This window comes from Pseudomonas sp. SLBN-26, from assembly GCF_006715895.1.
Classification (GTDB): domain Bacteria; phylum Pseudomonadota; class Gammaproteobacteria; order Pseudomonadales; family Pseudomonadaceae; genus Metapseudomonas; species Metapseudomonas otitidis.
The window spans coordinates 4904627-4923389 of the sequence record NZ_VFOB01000001.1; the positions used below are offsets into that span (position 1 = coordinate 4904627).

Here is an 18763-nt window from a genome sequence, read left to right on the forward strand (position 1 = left end):
GCCGCAGGCTACAAGTGGGCGACCGCTTGGAGCTTGCGGCTTGTCGCTTGAGGCGTGAAGCTGCCCGCTTATGAAAATTCTGATCGTAGGCCCCTCGTGGGTCGGTGACATGGTGATGGCCCAGACGCTCTTCCAGTGTCTGAAGGCGCGCCATGGCGACTGCGAGATCGACGTTCTGGCCCCCGAGTGGAGCCGCCCCATCCTCGAGCGCATGCCGGAAGTCCGCCAGGCGCTGAGCTTCCCGCTCGGGCATGGCGTGCTCGAACTCGCCACCCGCCGGCGCATCGGCAAAACCCTGGCTGGCCAGTACGACCAGGCCATCCTGCTGCCCAACTCGCTGAAGTCGGCTTTGGTGCCGTTCTTCGCCGGGATACCCAAGCGCACGGGCTGGAAGGGCGAGATGCGCTACGGCCTGCTCAATGACATCCGCACGCTGGACAAGGCTCGTTACCCGCTGATGATCGAGCGCTTCATGGCGCTGGCATTCGAGCCCGGTGCCGAGCTGCCCCAGCCGTATCCACGCCCGTCCCTGCGCATCGAGGCGCAGAGCCGCGACGCCGCCCTCGGCCGCTTCGGCCTGGGACTGGATCGTCCGGTCCTGGCCCTGTGCCCCGGTGCCGAGTTCGGCGAGGCCAAGCGCTGGCCGGCCGAGCACTATGCCAAGGTGGCGGAAGTGAAGATCCGCGCCGGTTGGCAGGTGTGGCTGTTCGGCTCGAAGAATGACCACCCCGGCGGCGAAGACATCCGCATGCGCCTCATTCCCGGCCTGCGGGAAGAGGTGGTCAACCTGGCCGGGCAGACCAGCCTGGCCGAAGCCATCGACCTGCTTTCCTGCGCCGAGGCGGTGGTCTCCAACGACTCCGGCCTGATGCACGTCGCCGCCGCCCTGAACCGCCCGCTGGTGGCCGTGTACGGCTCCACCTCGCCGCAGTTCACGCCGCCTTTGGCCGAGCACGTCGAAATCGTCCGCCTGGGTCTGGAGTGCAGCCCCTGCTTCGAGCGCACTTGCCGCTTCGGGCACTACAACTGCCTGCGCCAGCTCAAGCCGCGCCCGGTCATCGAGGCCCTCGAGCGCCTGGTGGCGGACCCGATCGAGGTCGCCGGATGAGGGTTCTGCTGGTCAAGACCTCTTCCCTTGGCGATGTGATCCACACGCTGCCGGCCATCACCGATGCGGCACGTGCCATCCCCGGCATCCAGTTCGACTGGGTGGTGGAGGAAGGCTTCGCCGAGATTCCCGCCTGGCACCCGGCGGTGGCCCAGGTCATTCCGGTGGCAATCCGCCGCTGGCGTAAGAACCTGTTCCAGACCCTGCGCAGTGGTGAGTGGGGGCGTTTCAAGCGGCGCCTGCGGGAGACCCGCTACGACCTGGTGATCGACGCCCAGGGGCTGTTCAAGAGCGCCTGGCTGACCCGCTACGCCAAGGCTCCGGTGGCCGGGCTCGATCGCGAGTCCGCCCGTGAGCCCATCGCCGCGCGTTTCTACGACCAGCCCCATGCCGTCGCCTGGGGGCAACACGCCGTCGAGCGGGTGCGCCAGCTGTTCGCCAAGGCACTGGATTACCCGTTGCCACAGAGCACCGGTGACTACGGCCTGAATCGCGCGCAACTGGCCGACGCGCCGGGCGCCGCGCCTTACCTGCTGTTCCTCCACGGCACCACCTGGGGCACCAAGCACTGGCCCGAAGCCTACTGGCGCGAGCTGGCCGAGCGGGTTTGCGAGCATGGCTGGAACCTGCGCCTGCCGTGGGGCAATGCCGCAGAGAAGGCCAGGGCCGAGCGCCTCGCCGAAGGCCTGGATGGCGCCGCCGTACTGCCGCGCCTGTCCCTGGCCGGCATGGCCAAGGTGCTCGCCGGCGCGCGCGCCTGTGTGGCCGTGGACACCGGGCTGGGGCATCTGGCTGCCGCCCTGGATGTGCCGACCCTGTCGCTCTATGGTCCGACCAACCCGGGCTTCACCGGCGCCTACGGGCGTTCGCAGGTCCACCTGGGCAGCGACTTCCCCTGCGCGCCCTGCCTGAAGAAGCAGTGCGCCTACCAGCCGAGCGAAGAGGAGCGCCGTCGCTTCGACCTCAAGCGCGAGCAGCCCCTGTGCTTCACCCGGCTGAACCCGCAGCGGGTGGCCACCCAGCTGGAGGCCCTGCTGCTGACCGAGGACTCCCACTGATGCAACTGGCCTTCGTGCTCTACAAGTACTTCCCCTTCGGTGGCCTGCAGCGCGACTTCATGCGCATCGCCCAGGAATGCCAGCGTCGTGGCCACGCCATCCGCGTCTACACCATGATCTGGGAAGGCGACGTGCCGGACGGCTTTGACGTGCGGGTCGCGCCGGTGAAGGCGCTGTTCAACCACAAGCGCAACGAGAAATTCACCGCCTGGGTCGAGGCCGACCTGGCGCGCCAGCCGGTGGAGCGGGTGATCGGCTTCAACAAGATGCCCGGGCTGGACGTCTACTACGCCGCCGACCCCTGTTTCGAGGACAAGGCGCAGACCCTGCGCAACGGCCTGTACCGTCGCTGGGGGCGCTACAAGCACTTCTCCGACTACGAGCGCGCCGTGTTCGCCCCCGAGTCGAAGACCGACGTGCTGATGATTTCCGAAGTGCAGCAGCCGCTGTTCGTGAAGCACTACGCCACCCCGGTGTCGCGCTTCCACCTGCTGCCACCGGGCATTGCCAGTGACCGTCGTGCTCCGGCCAATGCGGCGGACATCCGTGCCGAGTTCCGCCGGGAGTTCAAGCTGTCCGACGACGACCGGCTGCTGGTGCAGATCGGCTCCGGGTTCAAGACCAAGGGGCTGGACCGCTCCCTCAAGGCGCTGGCGTCCCTGCCGCGGGAGTTGCGCAAGCGCACCCGGCTGATCGTCATCGGCCAGGACGACCCCAAGCCGTTCCTGCTGCAGGTGAAGGCCCTGGGCATTTCCGACCAGGTGGACATCCTCAAGGGGCGTAGCGACATCCCGCGCTTCCTGCTGGGTGCCGACCTGCTGATCCACCCTGCCTACAACGAGAACACCGGCACGGTGCTGCTGGAGGCGCTGGTGGCCGGCCTGCCGGTCCTGGTCACCGACGTCTGTGGCTATGCCCACTACATCGACGAGGCCGAGGCCGGTCGCGTGGTGCCCAGTCCCTTCGAGCAGGACACCCTCAATCGCATGCTCGCCGAGATGCTCACCGACGATGCGGCGCGCCAGCGGTGGTCGGCCAATGGCCTGGCCTTCGCCGATCATGCCGACCTGTACAGCATGCCCCAGCGGGCGGCCGACCTGATTCTCCAGGAGCGTCCATGAAGCTGGAGCTGAGGGCGCCTTTCGAACAGCTGTGGCGCGGGCGTGATGCCTTCGAAGCGGTAGAGGCCCTGCAGGGCCAGGTCTATCGCGAGTTGGATGGCCGCCGCACGCTGCGTACCGAAGTCGACGGGCGGGGCTACTTCGTCAAGATCCATCGCGGCATCGGCTGGGGCGAAATCCTCAAGAACCTGGTGACCGCCAAGCTGCCGGTGCTCGGCGCCGGCCAGGAGTGGCGGGCGATCCATCGCCTGCAGGAGGTGGGCGTGCCGACCATGACCGCCGTCGCCTTCGGCGAGCGCGGCGACAACCCGGCCCAGCAGCACTCCTTCATCATCACCGAGGAACTGGCGCCGACCGTCAGCCTCGAGGACTTCTCCCTCGACTGGCCGCGTAATCCGCCGCCCCTGGCGCTCAAGCGCGCGCTGATCGACGAGGTGGCGCGAATGGTGCGTGAGATGCACCGCGCGGGCGTCAACCACCGCGACTGCTACATCTGCCACTTCCTGCTGCACACCGACCGGCCGGTGACCCCGAGCGACTTCCGCCTGTCGGTCATCGACCTGCACCGCGCCCAGGTCCGCCCGAGCCTGCCGCGCCGCTGGCGCGACAAGGACCTGGCTGCGCTCTATTTCTCGGCCCTGGATATCGGGCTGACCCGACATGACTGGCTTCGCTTCCTGCGGGTCTATTTTGACCGGCCATTGAGCGAGGTCTTGCGCCAGGAGCGGCCCCTGCTGGCCCACCTGGCTCGCAAGGCGGCGAAGCTCTATGCGCGCAAGCAGCGCTATGGAGATGCACTCTGATGGCGGCTTGGACACTGGCCCCCGATTACGCCGCGCTGGCGGAGGACTTTGGCAGCCTGGATCGCGTCTTTGCCCTGGAGGCGGAGCGCATCACCAGCGATCCGCTGTCCGAAGTCGTACGCCTGGAGCGTAACGGCATCCGTTATTACGTGAAGCGCTATTGGGGGGCAGGCAAGGGCCTGCGTCGCTACCTCGGGCGGCCCCGGGTCAAGGCGGAGTGGCAGAACCTGCGCTGGTTCGCCAAGTGGGGCATACCCACCGCGCCCATCGTCGCCTACGGCATGGAGCGCCGGGGTGGCGCTTTTCTGCGGGGTGCGCTGATCACTCGGGAGTTGCTGGACACCGAGGACCTGAATCACCTCGCACTCACTGACGATCCGCGTCTGCTCGACCGGCGCTGGGTGGATGGCATCAGCCGGCAACTGGCCAAGGCAACCCGGACCCTCCACGATCACGCGTTTGCGCACAACGACCTGAAATGGCGAAACCTGCTGGTGGACCCGGCCGGGAAACTGTTCTTCATCGACTGCCCCACGGGAGCCTTCTGGTGGGGGCGCTTCCTGAAGCGACGGATCGTCAAGGACCTCGCCTGCCTCGACAAGGTGGCCAAGTACAAGCTGTCCCGCGTTCAGCGGATGCGCTTCTACCTGCAATACCGGGGGCTCGCGCGCCTGGATCGCAGCGGCAAGGCTCAGGTCCGCCGTGTGCTGGGTTACTTCGAGGGGCGTGAATGAACGACTTCGTGGCCCCTGACGACCTGGCCTGCCTGCAGGCCCACGGCTTGGCCGACTTCGATGCCTTGTGGGCGCTCAAGCTCGAAGCCGTGGACCTTCCCAACACCGAGCGCGGCGGCTGGAGCAGCGTGTTCCGCCTGGAGCTGGGGGAGCGGGCGTACTACCTCAAGCGCCAATCCAACCACCTGACCCGCAGCCTGGCGCATCCCTTTGGTGAGCCGACCTTTGCCCGGGAGTTCCGCAATATCCGCCGTTATACCAAGCTGGGGATTCCCGCTTTGCAAGCGGCGTTCTTTGGCGAGCGCCGTCGTCCGGGCGAGCACCGCGCCATCCTGTTGACCCGTGCTCTGGATGGCTGGCACGAGCTTGACCACTGGCTCGACCAATGGCCTGCGATCGAAGCCGGCCAGCGCGAGGCCCTGCTGGACGCCTGCGGCCGTTTGGCGCGGCAGCTTCACGGAGCCGGGCAGATGCACGGCTGCTTCTACCCCAAGCACATCTTCCTGCGCCCTGCCGCCGTTGGTTACGAAGCGTGCCTGATCGACCTGGAGAAGACGCGTCCGCTGCTGTTCGGTCGTCGCGATCGGGTCAAGGACCTGGAGCCTCTGTTGCGCCGTGCGCGTATCTGGAGCGCCGATGATATCCGGCGCTTCCTGGTTGCCTACCTGGGAAGCAGCGCCGATGTCGAGCATTGGGAACAGCTCCTGATGCGACGCCAGCGAGACAAGGAGAGCCGCGCATGAGGCTCGTTGAACTTGTTGGCATGGGGCGTTCCCCTGCCTTGCCCCTGCAGCTTGAGCTGAACGGCGAACTGCTGCAGTTGGAGACTCTGCTGCGTGTGTTGCCGGGCCAGCGCTATGTAGGTGCTGCGATGTGGAAAGGGCGCCGGGTGCTGGCCAAGTTGCTGGTGGGGGGCAAGGCAGCCCGCCACTTCGAGCGCGAGCGCCAGGGCGCCGAGCTGATGGCGCGCCAGGGCCTGCCGACTCCGGCCCTGCTGGAAAGCGGGCTGGCGCCCGGGCAGGGTGGCTGGCTGTTGTTCGAGTTCCTCGAGGGCGCCAGCAGCCTGTGGGACGAGTGGCGCCGGGTCGAAGGCGAGCCGTTGCTCTCCGACGGCCAGCAGCGCGTCGTGGGTGAAGCCCTGGAGCTGGTCGCCCACTTGCATGCTCTCGGCCTGGTGCAAGAGGACCTGCATCTGGACAACATCCTCCGGCATGACGGGCAGCTCAAGCTGATCGATGGTGGCGGTGTGCGTGCCGTCTGCGAGGGCGAACCCCTGCCCCGCGAGCAGGTGCTGGCCAATCTCGGGGTGTTCTTCGCCCAGTTGCCCGCCACCCTTGCGCCCTACCTGGAAGAGTTGCTGGTGCATTACCTGCTGGCCAACGGCGAGCACGCCTTGCCGCTGGAAATGCTGGAGAAGGAGATCGCCCGGGTCCGCCGCTGGCGCCTGCGTGACTTCCTCGAGAAGGTCGGCCGCGAATGCAGCCTGTTCAGCGTCCGGCGCTCGCTGTTCGGCCTGCGTGCCGTTCGTCGGGATGCCGAGGCGCGTGTGGCGCCGCTGCTGGCTGCGCCGGATGCCGCCATCGCCGCCGGTCATCGCTTCAAGGACGGCGGTGCCGCAACGGTGGCACGGGTGGAGCAAGGCGGCGAGACGCTGCTGGTCAAACGCTACAACATCAAGAGCCTGCTGCACTGGCTAAAACGCTTCTGGCGGCCGTCCCGTGCCTGGCACAGCTGGCGCGAGGGTCATCGCCTGGCCTTCCTCGGCATCGCCACGCCGCGTCCGCTGGCGGTGGAGGAACACCGTTGGCTGGGCCTGCGCGGACGCGCGTACCTGATTACCGAATATCTGCCGGGTCAAGATATAATCGCCCGTTTTCGAGACGCCCAGGCGGACGGTGCGAACCAGGGGCTGCCGCCGGAAGCCGAGCTGGAAGCCCTGGATCGCCTGTTTGCCGCGCTGATCCGCGAGCGCATCAGCCACGGCGACCTGAAGGGGCACAACCTGTTCTGGCAGGACGGGCACTGGTCTTTGATCGACCTGGATGCGGTTCGGCAACACGGCAGCGAGCGCAGCTTCGCCAGGGCCTATGCCAGGGATCGCGAGCGCTTTCTGCGCAACTGGCCGGCGGATTCGGCGCTGTACCGCCACCTGGATGAACGTTTACCCAAGGCCAGCTTGAAGCCCGAGGCTTGAAGCTGGGAATGAGCCCCGAGGGGCTGTGTACTGGACAACTTGCCGGGCGTCACGACGCCCGGCCGCTTTGATAGAGGCTTAACACTGTGGCACTGACGATCCTCGGCCTTTCCGGCGCCCTCAGCCATGATCCTTCCGCCGCGCTCTACATCGACGGCAAGCTGATCGCGGCCGCCGAAGAAGAGCGCTTCGTGCGCGACAAGCACGCGAAGAATCGCATGCCCTACGAGTCGGCCAAGTTCTGCCTGGAGCAGGCGGGCATCAAGCCGTCCGATGTGGATGTGGTGGCCATCCCCTTCGCCCCCATCAGCCTCTTCGGCAAGGCCCGTTGGCAATACGCCAAGCGCTACTGGTACGCACCGGATCGCGCCCTGGACGCGATCCTCATGGGCAACCGCCGCTACAAGCGCTACCGCAACAAGATCGTCTGGTGCCTGGAGCAACTGGGCTTCGACGCCAAGAAGGTGAAGATCGAGCCGGTGGAGCACCACCTGGCCCACGCTTCCAGTGCCTACCACTGCTCCGGCTTCAAGGAGAAGACCGCGATCCTCGGGATCGACGGCAAGGGCGAGTACGCCACCACCTTCTTCGGCTGGGGCGAGAACGGCAAGATCCACAAGATCAAGGAATTCTTCGACCCGGATTCCCTCGGCGGCCTCTATGGCGCGATCACCGAGTACCTTGGCTTCGAGATGCTCGACGGCGAGTTCAAGGTCATGGGCATGGCGCCCTATGGTGACGCCGCCAAGTACGATTTCTCCCGCCTGGCCAAGTTCGAGAACGGCGAGCTGGTGATCAACACCGACTACGCCAACGTCATCGGCTTCCGCCGCTACAAGGAAAACGGCAAGGGCTACTACTTCTCGCCCAAGCTGATCGAATGGCTCGGACCGAAGCGCCAGGGCGACATCGCCGACGACCCCTACATCCACTACGCCGCCAGCATGCAGGCGCTGTTCGAGAAGCTGGCGCTGGAGATGATGGACTACTACCTGGGCGACATCATCCGTGACACCGGCAAGATCGCTTTCGCCGGCGGTTGCGCGCTCAACGTCAAGCTGAACCAGAAGATCATCGCCCGCTCGGAGGTGAAGGAGCTGTTCGTGCAGCCGGCCTCCGGCGACGCTGGCACCGCCGTGGGCGCTGCGGCCTATGTCTCCCAGAAGCGCGGTGTGCCGGTGGAGAAGATGGAGCACGTCTACCTCGGCCCGTCCTTCTCCAACGAGGAGGTCATCGCCGCCTGCGCCAAGCACCCGAACAAGCCGGTGTTCAAGCGTATCGAGAACACCCCGGAGCGCATCGCCCGCATCATGGTCGACGGCAACCCAGTGGCCTGGTTCCAGGGGCGCATGGAGTTCGGTCCGCGTGCCCTGGGCGGTCGTTCCATCATCGGTTGCCCGAGCGTTCCGGGCGTTGCCGATCGCATCAACGAACAGATCAAGTTCCGCGAGCGCTGGAGGCCCTTCTGCCCGTCGATGCTCGATACCGTTGCTCCGAAGATGCTCAAGGTGGACCACCCGAGCCCCTTCATGACCTTCACCTTCGAGGTCAACGAGGAGTGGAAGGAGCGAGTCTCCGAGGTGGTGCACGAGGACGGCACCTCGCGGGCCCAGGTGCTGGAGCGTCGGCACAACCCGCGCTGGTACGACCTGATGCTCGAGCTGGAGAAGCTGACCGGCAACGGCGTGTCGCTGAACACCTCCTTGAACCGTCGCGGCGAGCCGATGATCTGCTCGCCGACCGATGCCCTGAACATGTTCTACGGGTCGGACCTGCAGTACCTGATCATGGAAGACATCCTCGTGGTCAAGGAAGGCGCCGAGTGGTATGAGCAGCTCTGAACCGCGCGTCCTGCAGTTCTGCCACGGCTATGACGGGCCCTTTCTGGATTGCGCCCGTCAGTACGCCGTGCTGTTCGAGGGCACCCCTTACAAGGTGACGACCGTCTACCTCACGGGCGAGCCGAGTGAGGCGGTGGTGCAGGGATCGGCTTCCGATGAAGTGATCTTCCTCGGCCAGAGCAGCCGTGACGTGAGGGGGCTCAAGCTCGGTGCGATCCGTGCGATCCGCAAGATCGTGGCAGCTCGCGATTTCCGTTTCTGCATTGCCCACCGTTTCAAGCCGATCTACATCGCCTTGCTGGGTACATCGCTGCCTGTGATCGGCGTGCACCATGCCTTCGGTGACTACCAGCGGTTGTCGCGCCGGGTGTTCGCCAACTTCTTCCGCAAGCGCCTGGCGTTGCTGGGGGTGTCCAACGCGGTGCGTGACGACATGCGCCGTTGCCTGCCCGACTGGCCTGCTGAGCGGATCGAGACCCTCTACAACCGGATCGATATCGCGGCGGTCCAGGCTGGGCTCAAGTCTCGCGAAGAGGCGCGCGAGGCGCTGGGCCTGCCCCAGGATGCCTGGGTGGTCGGTAATGTCGGCCGCCTGCACCCGGACAAGGACCAGGCCACGCTGATCCGCGGATTCGCCGAAGCGTTGCCGCAACTGCCAACTGGCAGCCTGCTGACCATCATGGGCAGTGGCCGGCTTGAGGCTTCCCTGAAAGCGCTGGCCGAGCAATTGGGCGTTACTGCACAGGTACGCTTCCTTGGGCAGGTCCCGGAAGGGCGGCGTTATTTCCGTGCTTTCGACCTGTTCGTGCTCTCGTCCGATCACGAGCCCTTCGGCATGGTGCTGCTGGAGGCGATGGCGGCGGAAGTCCCCGTAGTTTCCAGCGATAACGGGGGGGCATTCGAGGTTGTTCAAGGCGCTGGGCGATTATTCCGCTATCCGAACTCATCTATGTTGTCTGCCGTACTCATTGAGTCCGCTCAGAGTCCTTCCAGCGCTGTCGCTGAGCGCCTTGAGCAGGAGTTTTCCGACTCCGCAGCCAAAAGGCGCTTTTGGGCATTACCACTGGTCTCGCTACGGAGTGAGGCAGGGTGAGCGCCTGTCAGCGTCGTCTCGTGTATCTCCTGTACGGCGGACAGGCGGAATATCGGTGGGAGGCGAAGTACAGTCTTCTTTCGCTGCTGCGGCAGACTCCGCGAGAAGAGCTTCCCCAGATCCTTGTGTACACCGACAGGCCCGAGGATTTCCACGGCTGGCCAGTCGATCTGGAAGTGCTTGATGACGACCGGCTCAAGCAATGGCTTGGTAGCCAGGGCTATATGCACCGGTTGAAAGCAGCAGTGATGCACGATGCTTTCAACCTTCCAGGTTCCAGTATCTTCATCGATACCGATACTTTTTTTGCGGGCTCTGCGAGCAGGTTGTTCGAGCGCCTGGAAAAGGCCGATTGGTTGGTGGATGAAGTCGAGGCGCGTTGGGATGATTGGCGGGGCGAGCGTCTCCATGAAGCCGCAGCTGAAGTGCTGGAGCGTGAATACCAGATCAAGGGCGATATGCCGCTGATCAACTCTGGCGTGTTGGCTCTCAGAAACGAGCCGGTTGCTTGTTTGGATCTGGCGATCCGTCTGATTGACGAGATCTATCCGCTGGCACCTGATGTCCATGTTGTCGAGCAGTTCGCTGTCGGGTGTGCCGCATACTTAAGAAGGCTAGGGGCGCCCGCGAATGCTCAGGGGATTGTCAACCACTACTATGGCGACAAGCTTTTCTGGCGCTTGATGATCGCTGAGTTCTTCTCGATTCACGGGGAAGAGTTTTCCGAGCGTCTAGTTGCTGTTTCCGCCGAATTACCTTCGCAACGGCCCAAGCCTTCATTGCTGAAACGGCTCATGTTCCGCCTGCTTGCAATTGGACTGGATAAACAAGCTCGCAAGGGCGCGCGTGCGGCTTTTTTTGCGTTGCAAGTGCCCGGTGATCGATATTCCCGGTCGTGTGCGCCTGCCTATGCTCTTGATTGCCTGAACGCTCTCAAATCTGAGGAGGGTGAGCAGGATTTGCCGCCAAGTTGGCGGAAACTCCTTACGGCTTCCCAGGCGCAACGATTGGGCGATCTGCTCGAACAGGCGAGAAAATTGTGTTGAGATAACGCGCCCGCGTTTGCCTTGCTCCTCTATCTAAGTGGAATTGTGCCTGGCGTTTCGCGCATGACTGCAGGGTGTGGCTGGTTCTCGCGCGTTTGCGTGTTGAATGCGGCGCCCATAGAAGATTCGTTCTCTTTTAGTGGAGGTTTGGAAGCGTGGCCGTGTCCCCGAGCATTTGCTTTGTCATTCCCTATTTCGGGCGCTGGCCATTCTGGATGCCGTTGTTTCTGGAAAGTTGCCGGCTCAATCCCGACATTGACTGGCTGCTCTTCAGTGACTGTGGTGAGCCCGAGCATCTGCCGCCGAATGTCCGTATCGAGCCTATCGACTACGCAAGCTACTGCGCATGGGTATCTCAGCGCCTCGGCATTCCATTCGCGCCGGCAAATCCGTACAAGCTCTGTGATCTCAAGCCTGCCCTCGGCTACATCCATGAGGACAGGCTGCGGGGCTACGATTTCTGGGCCTTCGGTGATCTTGATGTTCTCTACGGGCGCTTGCGGCAGTACTTCACTCCCGAGCGACTGGCGCGCTATGACCTTTATTCCACTCACGCTCGTCGCGTTTCGGGCCATTTATGCCTGCTGCGCAACACCGCAGCGATGCGTGAAGTTTTCATGCGAATGCCGGAATGGCAGAAGCGGCTGAGTGACCAAGTGCATCACGCGCTCGACGAGGGGGCATTCAGCCGTCTGTTCCTGTGGCGCAAGAACTTCCCCGAACCGCTTTTCAACCTGGTTGGTCGCTTCAATCCATTGCGTCGGCGCAGTGAATTCATCGAGGCGTTCAGTACACCCAATGGGTGCATTCCATGGATTGATGGCAGTTTCCGTTTTCCTCAGCGCTGGTTCTGGCAAAGCGGTAGCTTGACCAACGACATGGATGGTGACCGCCAATTCCCCTATTTCCATTTCGCTATTTGGAAGCGGGATGCATGGAATACTCAGTCGGAACCCGCCTTGCAGGCGACGCAAGCGCTTGCTGAAACGCACGCCTGGGTGATCGACGAAAAAGGATTCGCAGAGTGGAAATGAACAAAGGACGCCGCATCAAGGTCCTGCAGTTGCACCCTGACTACAACATCAAGGCGCATGACTTTGCAGATCTGGGGGAACAGATTTTCCGGGCCTTGCCGTCGGAGCGATTCGAAACCGTCAACGCTTTTCTGCGGGGGTGCCCGGCTCCTGGGCAGCCTGTGAGTCGAGCCGAACGCTCGGTTTACTTCGGCTTTTCCGACAGCCAGCTCAAAGGCATGCGAATTCGCGCCATGTGGCGTCTTTACCAGTACTGCCGAAGCGAGCGCTTCGATGTGGTGATCTGTAATCGTTTCAAACCAGTGAACATGATGCTGATGCTCAACCGCTGGTTGAAGATTCCGCTTTGCATCGGTATCGCACATGGTTTTGGAGAGTATGACCGCGCTTACAGGCGGCGCCAGACCGCTCGGCTGGTCAGCGCATCCTGGCGCTTCGTCGGGGTTTCTCCAGCTGTGCGGCAGTATCTATTGGAGTGTCGCTGTGGTTTTACTGAGCGCAACACGGTTGCGATCACCAATGCCATCGATATTGTCCAGGCGGAAGCGCTGCAACTGCCTAGTGAGGTTGCGCGTGAGCAACTGGGGCTTCCCATGCATGCACGTTTGGTGGGGGCGCTGGGTCGTCTGGTTCCGGTAAAGGGGCACATGTATCTGGTGCAGGCGTTCTCGCAAGTTGCGGGGCAATTTCCTGATGCCCACCTGGCAATCATCGGTGCCGGGCGAGAGCATGATCGTCTGCAACAGGAGATCGAGCGTCTGGGGTTGGCGGGACGAGTTCACTTGCTCGGATTCCGCGATAACGCCTTGCGCTATGTCCGTGCGTTCGACATCTGGGCAATGCCTTCATTGGCTGAAGGGTTGGGCCTGGCGCTGCTCGAGGGCATGTGTGGGCGTCTGCCGGTTATCGCGAGCGATGTACCCGCCATGCTGCCATTAATCCAGGGGGCCGGCGGCTTGGCTGTGCCGCCGGCCAATGTGCCTGCCTTGAAAGAGGCATTGTCCCAATACCTCGCGCTAAGCGATGCCCAACTCGCAGAGAAAGGCGAAAACGCTTATCGCTATCTGCAGGAGCAGCACGACATAGATGTTTTTCGACAGCAGTATCTGGAACTGATTGAAACGGCTTTGGAAGAGGTAGCGAAATGACCCAGCAACAGCCTTTGGTGACCGTCATCGTCGCGTCCTATAACCATGCGCCTTACATCGAACAGTGCATCTTGAGTGTCATTCAGCAGACCTATCCGAACATTGAGCTGCTGGTGATCGACGATGGCTCCACTGACGACAGTGTTGTGCGTATCCAGCGCTTGCAGCAGCAATACGGATTTGATTTCCGTGTGCAGCAGAACAAGGGGCTGACCCATACCCTCAACGAAGCTGTGGCACGAGCCCAGGGAAGCCTGATTGCTCCGTTCGGCTCGGACGACATCATGGTTCCCGAGCGTATCGCGAAGCAGGTCGCCTACATGCAGGACAAACCGGAGGTCGGGATCTGTGCCGGGAACATTGAGCTGATCGATTCGGCTGGCCAGCTGTTTCCGGAGTCACGCCAACGTCGTGACACTGCGTTCCGCCGGCTGGATTTCGATGATGTATTCATGGAACGCAAGCCGTACCCTCCGGCGCCTACGCTGCTTTTCCGCAAGGAAGCGCTGGAGCGCGTGGGGGGGTTCGATCCGCAGATACGCTTGGAAGACCTGCTGATTGAACTCAAGATCACCCATGCGGGGTATTTTATCGATTGCCTGGGCGAGGTATTGGCGCAGTACCGGAAACACGGCAGCAACTCATCCAAGAACACGCCGTTCATGGTGGACAGTATCTTGCGCACCTATGCCTTGTTCAGTGCCCATCCCCAGTATGAGTTCGTCAGAACGCGCTTCCTCAGCTCGATGTTCCTGAAGTGCTCCAATCGTGATCGTCAGTATGCTCGCCAACTGCTCCGCCAGATTCCGTTCCGCTCCTGGAATAAGAAAACCTGGCGTGGATTGGGTCGACTGCTTTTCTCTCCCTTGGAGAAGCAGTGACCGGCAGCTTCATGCTGACTGATCGTTTGCCAGAACTGCCTTGGCGTAATGCCCTGCGTGCTGGGCATAGCCCTCAGCCAGTGCGTCGTTGAATTGCTCGAACAGCCAAGACCTGTCCTTGTCGTAGCGGCGCATATGTTTGAGGTTGCGTAGCCTTAGGCGCAGGCTCAGTGGCCGACGGCCAATTTTCATGTCGGCAAGATCGATCAAGCCGAGTTCGGAGCTTGGCAGCAGCAGTACGTTGCCCAGGTGAATGGAGCGGAAGTAAACGCCCTTCTCATGCAATAGGCCCAGCAGTTGGCCGAACTGCTTGACCAAAGGCTGTTGCTGCGAAGGCCCGGATTGCTCCAAGGCGTGCCTCAGGGTTTCACCGGGGAGGGGGCGATAGCGCACGGCTGTGCGATTGATAGGATCTTCGAGGCGATAGACCTCAACGATCTCCGGTGTGGCGAAGCCGAGTCTTTGCAGGCGCTTGGCGTTGTCGGCGAAACGCTTTGCGTACGGTTTCAATGTCTCGCTGGAGAGCAGACGGCGCTTGCGAAACAGCTTGAGGAAGCTGCCGTCGCTCAGTCGCAGAACCTTCGGGCCGAGCCCGTCCTGCTCCAGAACGGTCGAGTCGTGACTTAGCGCCTGCAGCTGCTCGTTGGAAAGAAAGAGCATCAGGTTGATTTCTCCTCTTGGTGTCCAATGCTCAGTGTGGCGACCCATGCCAAGGGGATCCACGTCAGCAGCCAGTGCTCTTTGGGGCGTGGCAGGATGCCCCCTCCCTCAGTCAGTCCTGCCCCCAGCCCATAGAGCACCAATGCCCCGGCGATGATGAAGCAGACGTCACTGCGGCGGTGCCAGCAGATCCACAGAGCGCTGGCATGCATGAGTAGCCAGCACACCCCTCCAACCAAGCCGGTATAGAAGAGCACGCCCAGGAAAAAGTTGTGGGGTTCGCTTAACGCAAAGCCAAGCTCTGGGATGACGAAAGAAACCGGGGCATCGAACCCGTGGCCTATCAGGGGGTGGAGCTGGATTTTCTCCAGTGCCAATTGCCAGATATCGAAGCGATAGGAGGTGCCGCGGTTCAGTAGGCTTTCTGGGTACAGCATAAGGAGGCAAGTCACGATGATTACGCCCGTCGCTGCGAGCAACATTGCCCGTCTGTCCCAGCAGCAGGCCACCAACCAGATTGACGCAATTGCAACTGCAATCAATGGCGTTCGGGAGCCTGTAGCGAGCAGGGCCATGAACAGCAGAGCCAGAGGCAAAAGTGAGACAAGACCGTTTCTAGGCGCGGCGGTCATTGCATAGCCGAGCCAGAGGATGCAGAAAAAGCCGAACAGATGCGAGCTGAGCAGGGGGTTGTCCAGCGCGCCGCTTCCGATCAGGCGGGCCCCCTCTGTGTAATGGCGGGCGAAATCGACCAGCGAGTAGGCCACAATCGGAATCATCAACAGTGCGGCCAGATGGACAGTTGTAAGAAGGCGCGAGCAGTTGTCACGCGCCATCAGTGCGCAGGCGACAAACAGCATGAGGATGTACAGCGGCCTCTTTAAGAGTGAACTTACGGATTCATCTGTAGTGGACCAGGCGATGCTGAGCAATGCCCAGGCGGAGAATGCTATGAAGGCAAGCGTGACGGGAGTCCGAAGCACACGCAGCGTCTGGGCAGGCTGCAACAGGAAGGCAATAAGCGCAGGGGCGGCCATGAGCGCATAGAAGAGCTTGTGGTACTGGTTGCGCTCACCCAACCAGGCAAGACCGGTCAGCAGGCAGAACAGACCGGCTGGTAGTACCCAGTCGCTGATGAAGTTGAACGCATTGCGCTGCCAGGCGCGTGAAGCGAGAGACATTGAACCCGCATCCCTGATGTCGAATCGAGGCGCGATTCTACGGGATACAGCCGGATATTTCGCGTGTCTGGCGGGGCCGAGGGGCTGTGATAGCATATGCGCCCGCTCTGCCCATGGCGCACTTCCATGACCGACAACTCTGCAGACTCGCGATCGACCTCGAGCCTGAAGATCTATTTCCGGCTGCTCTCCTACGTAAAGCCCTACATCGGCCTCTTCCTCATCAGCATCGTCGGGTTCCTGATCTTCGCCTCGACCCAGCCTATGTTCGGCTATGTGCTGAAGTACTTCGTCGACGGGCTGAACAACCCCGAGGCCAGCTTCTTCGCCGGCGTGCCCTTCGTGCAGGACCACCCCTGGCTGGCGCGCCTGCAACTGCTGCAGGCCGTGCCGCTGCTGATCGTGTTCATCGCGCTCTGGCAGGGGATCGGCTCCTACCTGGGCAACTACTTCCTGGCCAAGGTCTCGCTCGGTCTGGTCCATGACCTGCGTCTGGCGTTGTTCAACAACCTGCTGGTGCTGCCGAACCGCTACTTCGACAACCACAACTCCGGCCATCTCATCTCTCGCATCACCTTCAACGTCACCATGGTGACCGGCGCCGCTACCGACGCCATCAAGGTGGTGATCCGCGAAGGCATGACGGTGGTCTTCCTGTTCGCCTCCCTGCTCTGGATGAACTGGCAGCTGACCCTCGTGATGGTGGCCATCCTGCCGTTGATCGCCTTCATGGTGAGTAGCGCCAGCCGCAAGTTCCGCAAGCAGAGCAAGAAGATCCAGGTCGCCATGGGGGATGTCACCCACGTCGCCTCCGAGACCATCCAGGGCTACCGGGTGGTTCGCAGCTTCGGCGGCGAGTCCTACGAGTCGAGCCGCTTCCTCGACGCCAGCACCAGCAACACCGACCGCCAGCTGAAGATGACCAAGACCTCGGCGGTCTACACCCCCATGCTGCAGCTGGTGATCTACAGCGCCATGGCTGTGCTGATGTTCCTCGTCCTCTACATGCGTGGTGATTCCTCGGCCGGTGACCTGGTGGCCTACATCACCCTGGCCGGCCTGCTGCCCAAGCCGATCCGCCAGCTGTCCGAAGTCAGCTCCACCATCCAGCGCGGTGTCGCCGGTGCCGAGAGCATCTTCGAACAGCTCGATGAGGAGCCCGAGATCGACCGCGGCACCGTCGAGCGCGAGCGCGTCGAAGGCCGCCTGGAGGTCCGCCACCTGAACTTCCAGTACCCGGGCAGCGAGAAGCCCGTTCTGGACGACATCTCCTTCGTCGCCGAACCCGGCCAGATGGTGGCCCTGGTGGGGCGCTCCGGCAGCGGCAAGTCGACCCTGGCGAACCTCATCCCGCGCTTCTACCACCACGAGAACGGCGAGGTCCTGCTGGATGGCGTCGAGATCGAGGATTACCGCTTGCGCAACCTGCGCCGGCACATTGCCCTGGTCACCCAGCACGTCACCCTGTTCAACGACACGGTGACCAACAACATCGCCTACGGCGACCTCGCCGGCGCCCCGCTGGAAGACGTCAAGGCCGCTGCCGAAGCCGCCTTCGCCGCCGAGTTCATCGAGAGGATGCCCCAGGGCTACGACACCCTGGTGGGCGAGAACGGCGTGCTGCTGTCCGGCGGCCAACGCCAGCGCCTGGCCATTGCCCGCGCCCTGCTGAAGAACGCGCCGCTGCTGATCCTCGACGAGGCCACCTCCGCGCTGGACACCGAGTCCGAGCGGCACATCCAGGCCGCGCTGGATGAAGTGATGAAGGGCCGCACCACCCTGGTGATCGCCCACCGCCTCTCCACCATCGAGAAGGCCGACCTGATCCTGGTGATGGACCAGGGCCGCATCGTCGAGCGCGGTACCCACCGCGAGCTGCTGGCCCTCAACGGCTACTACGCCCGCCTGCACGCCAAGCAGTTCGAGGACGACGGCAAGGACGCGGTGGAGCAGGACGCCTGATGCTCAGCTACCTGCGCGCCTGGCGTGAGCGGGGCTGGGAGCCCATCGACGCCGCCACCTATACCCGTGCCTGGCACGAATTCGGTGGCAGCGTCGCCACCCACCCCGAGGTGGTCGAGCGCCTGGCCGGCCTGGCCGGCATCCCCGTGCGCTACCTGGGTCGGAACCAGGGCGGCCGCCTGGTCGCCGCACTGCCCACCTGGGGCCGACACCTGGCGCTGTCCAAGGACGTGCTCAAGCAACAGGGCAAGCGCGGCCTGTTCGACCTGGGCAACGCCGAAATCATCCTGCCCATCGCCGAGCAGGCCGGCGTAGCCCTGCGTCATCGGGCCCGCTATGTCTCGGCCCTCAACCTCGGCGGCATCACCGGCTTGCGCGAGCAGCCCGAGGGCCTGGCCCTGGCCCGCGAGCCGGAGGACTACAGCAAGAAGTTCCGCTACAACCAGCGCCGCGAGCAGCGCCTGCTGGAAGAGGCGGGCGGCGTGATCCGCCCTATGCTGGAGTTGGAACCGGCGGAGCAGGCGGCCATCTATGCCGACCTCTTCCACCGCCGCTGGGGCTTCGACGCCACCGGCAAGGCGCACCTGGCCGAGGTGTTCGGCCTGATGCGTGAGTTCATGACCGGCTCGCTGATCTACCTGGAGGACCGCCCCGTGGCCATCCAGGTGCTCTACCGGGTCGAGGCCCCGCGCTGGGTCAGCCTCGAATACATCAACGGTGGCGTCGACCCCCAGGAGCGCGCCTTCAGCCCCGGCAGCGTCCTCAGTTTCGTCAACACCCAGGCCGCCTGGGCCGAGGCCCGCGCCCTGGACAAGCCGCTGCGCTACTCCTTCGGGCGTGCCGACCGCGAATACAAGGACCGCTGGTGCCACCGCGTGCCCGTCTACCAGGTGTGAACC

The 18763-nt window shown here is 63.2% G+C and carries 17 protein-coding genes; 15 read left to right on the forward strand and 2 right to left on the reverse strand.

From position 1 onward, the window contains the following. Positions 1-70: 70 nt before the first annotated feature. The 13 genes from waaF (at position 71) to FBY21_RS22735 (ending at position 14061) form a co-directional block, all read left to right on the forward strand. Positions 71-1108, forward strand: a complete 1038-nt coding sequence (gene waaF, locus FBY21_RS22675; protein WP_142013799.1) for a lipopolysaccharide heptosyltransferase II — start codon at positions 71-73, stop codon at positions 1106-1108. Continuing rightward, positions 1105-2166, forward strand: a complete 1062-nt coding sequence (waaC, locus tag FBY21_RS22680; protein WP_142013802.1) for a lipopolysaccharide heptosyltransferase I — start codon at positions 1105-1107, stop codon at positions 2164-2166. The genes waaF and waaC overlap by 4 nt, the downstream gene beginning before the upstream one ends. Beyond that, positions 2166-3287, forward strand: a complete 1122-nt coding sequence (locus FBY21_RS22685; RefSeq protein WP_142013804.1) for a glycosyltransferase family 4 protein — start codon at positions 2166-2168, stop codon at positions 3285-3287. Before waaC ends, FBY21_RS22685 begins: the two co-directional genes overlap by 1 nt. Next, complete coding sequence (gene rfaP, locus FBY21_RS22690) at positions 3284-4090, forward strand: lipopolysaccharide core heptose(I) kinase RfaP (protein ID WP_142013806.1); 807 nt, start codon at positions 3284-3286, stop codon at positions 4088-4090. The genes FBY21_RS22685 and rfaP overlap by 4 nt, the downstream gene beginning before the upstream one ends. After that, the gene (locus FBY21_RS22695) at positions 4090-4824 is read left to right on the forward strand and encodes a lipopolysaccharide kinase InaA family protein (RefSeq protein WP_142013808.1); all 735 of its coding nucleotides are present in this window, start codon (positions 4090-4092) and stop codon (positions 4822-4824) included. The genes rfaP and FBY21_RS22695 overlap by 1 nt, the downstream gene beginning before the upstream one ends. Continuing rightward, positions 4821-5567 (forward strand): lipopolysaccharide kinase InaA family protein, encoded by a 747-nt coding sequence (locus tag FBY21_RS22700; RefSeq protein ID WP_142013809.1) that lies wholly within the window; start codon positions 4821-4823, stop codon positions 5565-5567. The genes FBY21_RS22695 and FBY21_RS22700 overlap by 4 nt, the downstream gene beginning before the upstream one ends. Beyond that, on the forward strand, positions 5564-7018 hold the full coding sequence (locus FBY21_RS22705) for a lipopolysaccharide kinase InaA family protein (RefSeq protein ID WP_142013810.1): 1455 nt from the start codon (positions 5564-5566) through the stop codon (positions 7016-7018). The genes FBY21_RS22700 and FBY21_RS22705 overlap by 4 nt, the downstream gene beginning before the upstream one ends. Positions 7019-7104: 86 nt before the next feature. Beyond that, on the forward strand, positions 7105-8859 hold the full coding sequence (locus tag FBY21_RS22710) for a carbamoyltransferase (RefSeq protein WP_142013811.1): 1755 nt from the start codon (positions 7105-7107) through the stop codon (positions 8857-8859). Further along, positions 8846-9952, forward strand: coding sequence for a glycosyltransferase (locus tag FBY21_RS22715; RefSeq protein WP_142013813.1), 1107 nt, complete (start codon positions 8846-8848; stop codon positions 9950-9952). Before FBY21_RS22710 ends, FBY21_RS22715 begins: the two co-directional genes overlap by 14 nt. Continuing rightward, positions 9949-10998, forward strand: a complete 1050-nt coding sequence (locus FBY21_RS22720) for a hypothetical protein (RefSeq protein ID WP_142013815.1) — start codon at positions 9949-9951, stop codon at positions 10996-10998. The genes FBY21_RS22715 and FBY21_RS22720 overlap by 4 nt, the downstream gene beginning before the upstream one ends. A 161-nt stretch (positions 10999-11159) precedes the next feature. After that, positions 11160-12032, forward strand: coding sequence for a DUF6625 family protein (locus FBY21_RS22725; RefSeq protein WP_142013818.1), 873 nt, complete (start codon positions 11160-11162; stop codon positions 12030-12032). Then, positions 12029-13180: a glycosyltransferase gene (locus FBY21_RS22730; protein ID WP_142016576.1), complete on the forward strand. Its 1152-nt coding sequence runs from the start codon at positions 12029-12031 to the stop codon at positions 13178-13180. The genes FBY21_RS22725 and FBY21_RS22730 overlap by 4 nt, the downstream gene beginning before the upstream one ends. Beyond that, entirely contained in the window at positions 13177-14061 is an 885-nt protein-coding gene (locus FBY21_RS22735; protein ID WP_142013821.1) for a glycosyltransferase, read from the forward strand. Before FBY21_RS22730 ends, FBY21_RS22735 begins: the two co-directional genes overlap by 4 nt. Positions 14062-14070: 9 nt before the next feature. Here the strand turns inward: FBY21_RS22735 and FBY21_RS22740 are convergent, their stop codons facing one another. Both FBY21_RS22740 and FBY21_RS22745 read right to left on the reverse strand, forming a co-directional pair. Next, positions 14071-14721, reverse strand: coding sequence for a lipopolysaccharide kinase InaA family protein (locus FBY21_RS22740; RefSeq protein WP_142013824.1), 651 nt, complete (start codon positions 14719-14721; stop codon positions 14071-14073). Then, on the reverse strand, positions 14721-15902 hold the full coding sequence (locus FBY21_RS22745; RefSeq protein WP_160158618.1) for an O-antigen ligase family protein: 1182 nt from the start codon (positions 15900-15902) through the stop codon (positions 14721-14723). Before FBY21_RS22745 ends, FBY21_RS22740 begins: the two co-directional genes overlap by 1 nt. A gap of 126 nt (positions 15903-16028) precedes the next feature. Between FBY21_RS22745 and msbA the strand changes: the two genes are divergently transcribed. Further along, positions 16029-17864 (forward strand): lipid A export permease/ATP-binding protein MsbA, encoded by a 1836-nt coding sequence (msbA, locus tag FBY21_RS22750; RefSeq protein ID WP_142013830.1) that lies wholly within the window; start codon positions 16029-16031, stop codon positions 17862-17864. After that, on the forward strand, positions 17864-18760 hold the full coding sequence (locus FBY21_RS22755; RefSeq protein ID WP_142013833.1) for a GNAT family N-acetyltransferase: 897 nt from the start codon (positions 17864-17866) through the stop codon (positions 18758-18760). The genes msbA and FBY21_RS22755 overlap by 1 nt, the downstream gene beginning before the upstream one ends. Positions 18761-18763: the final 3 nt, after the last annotated feature.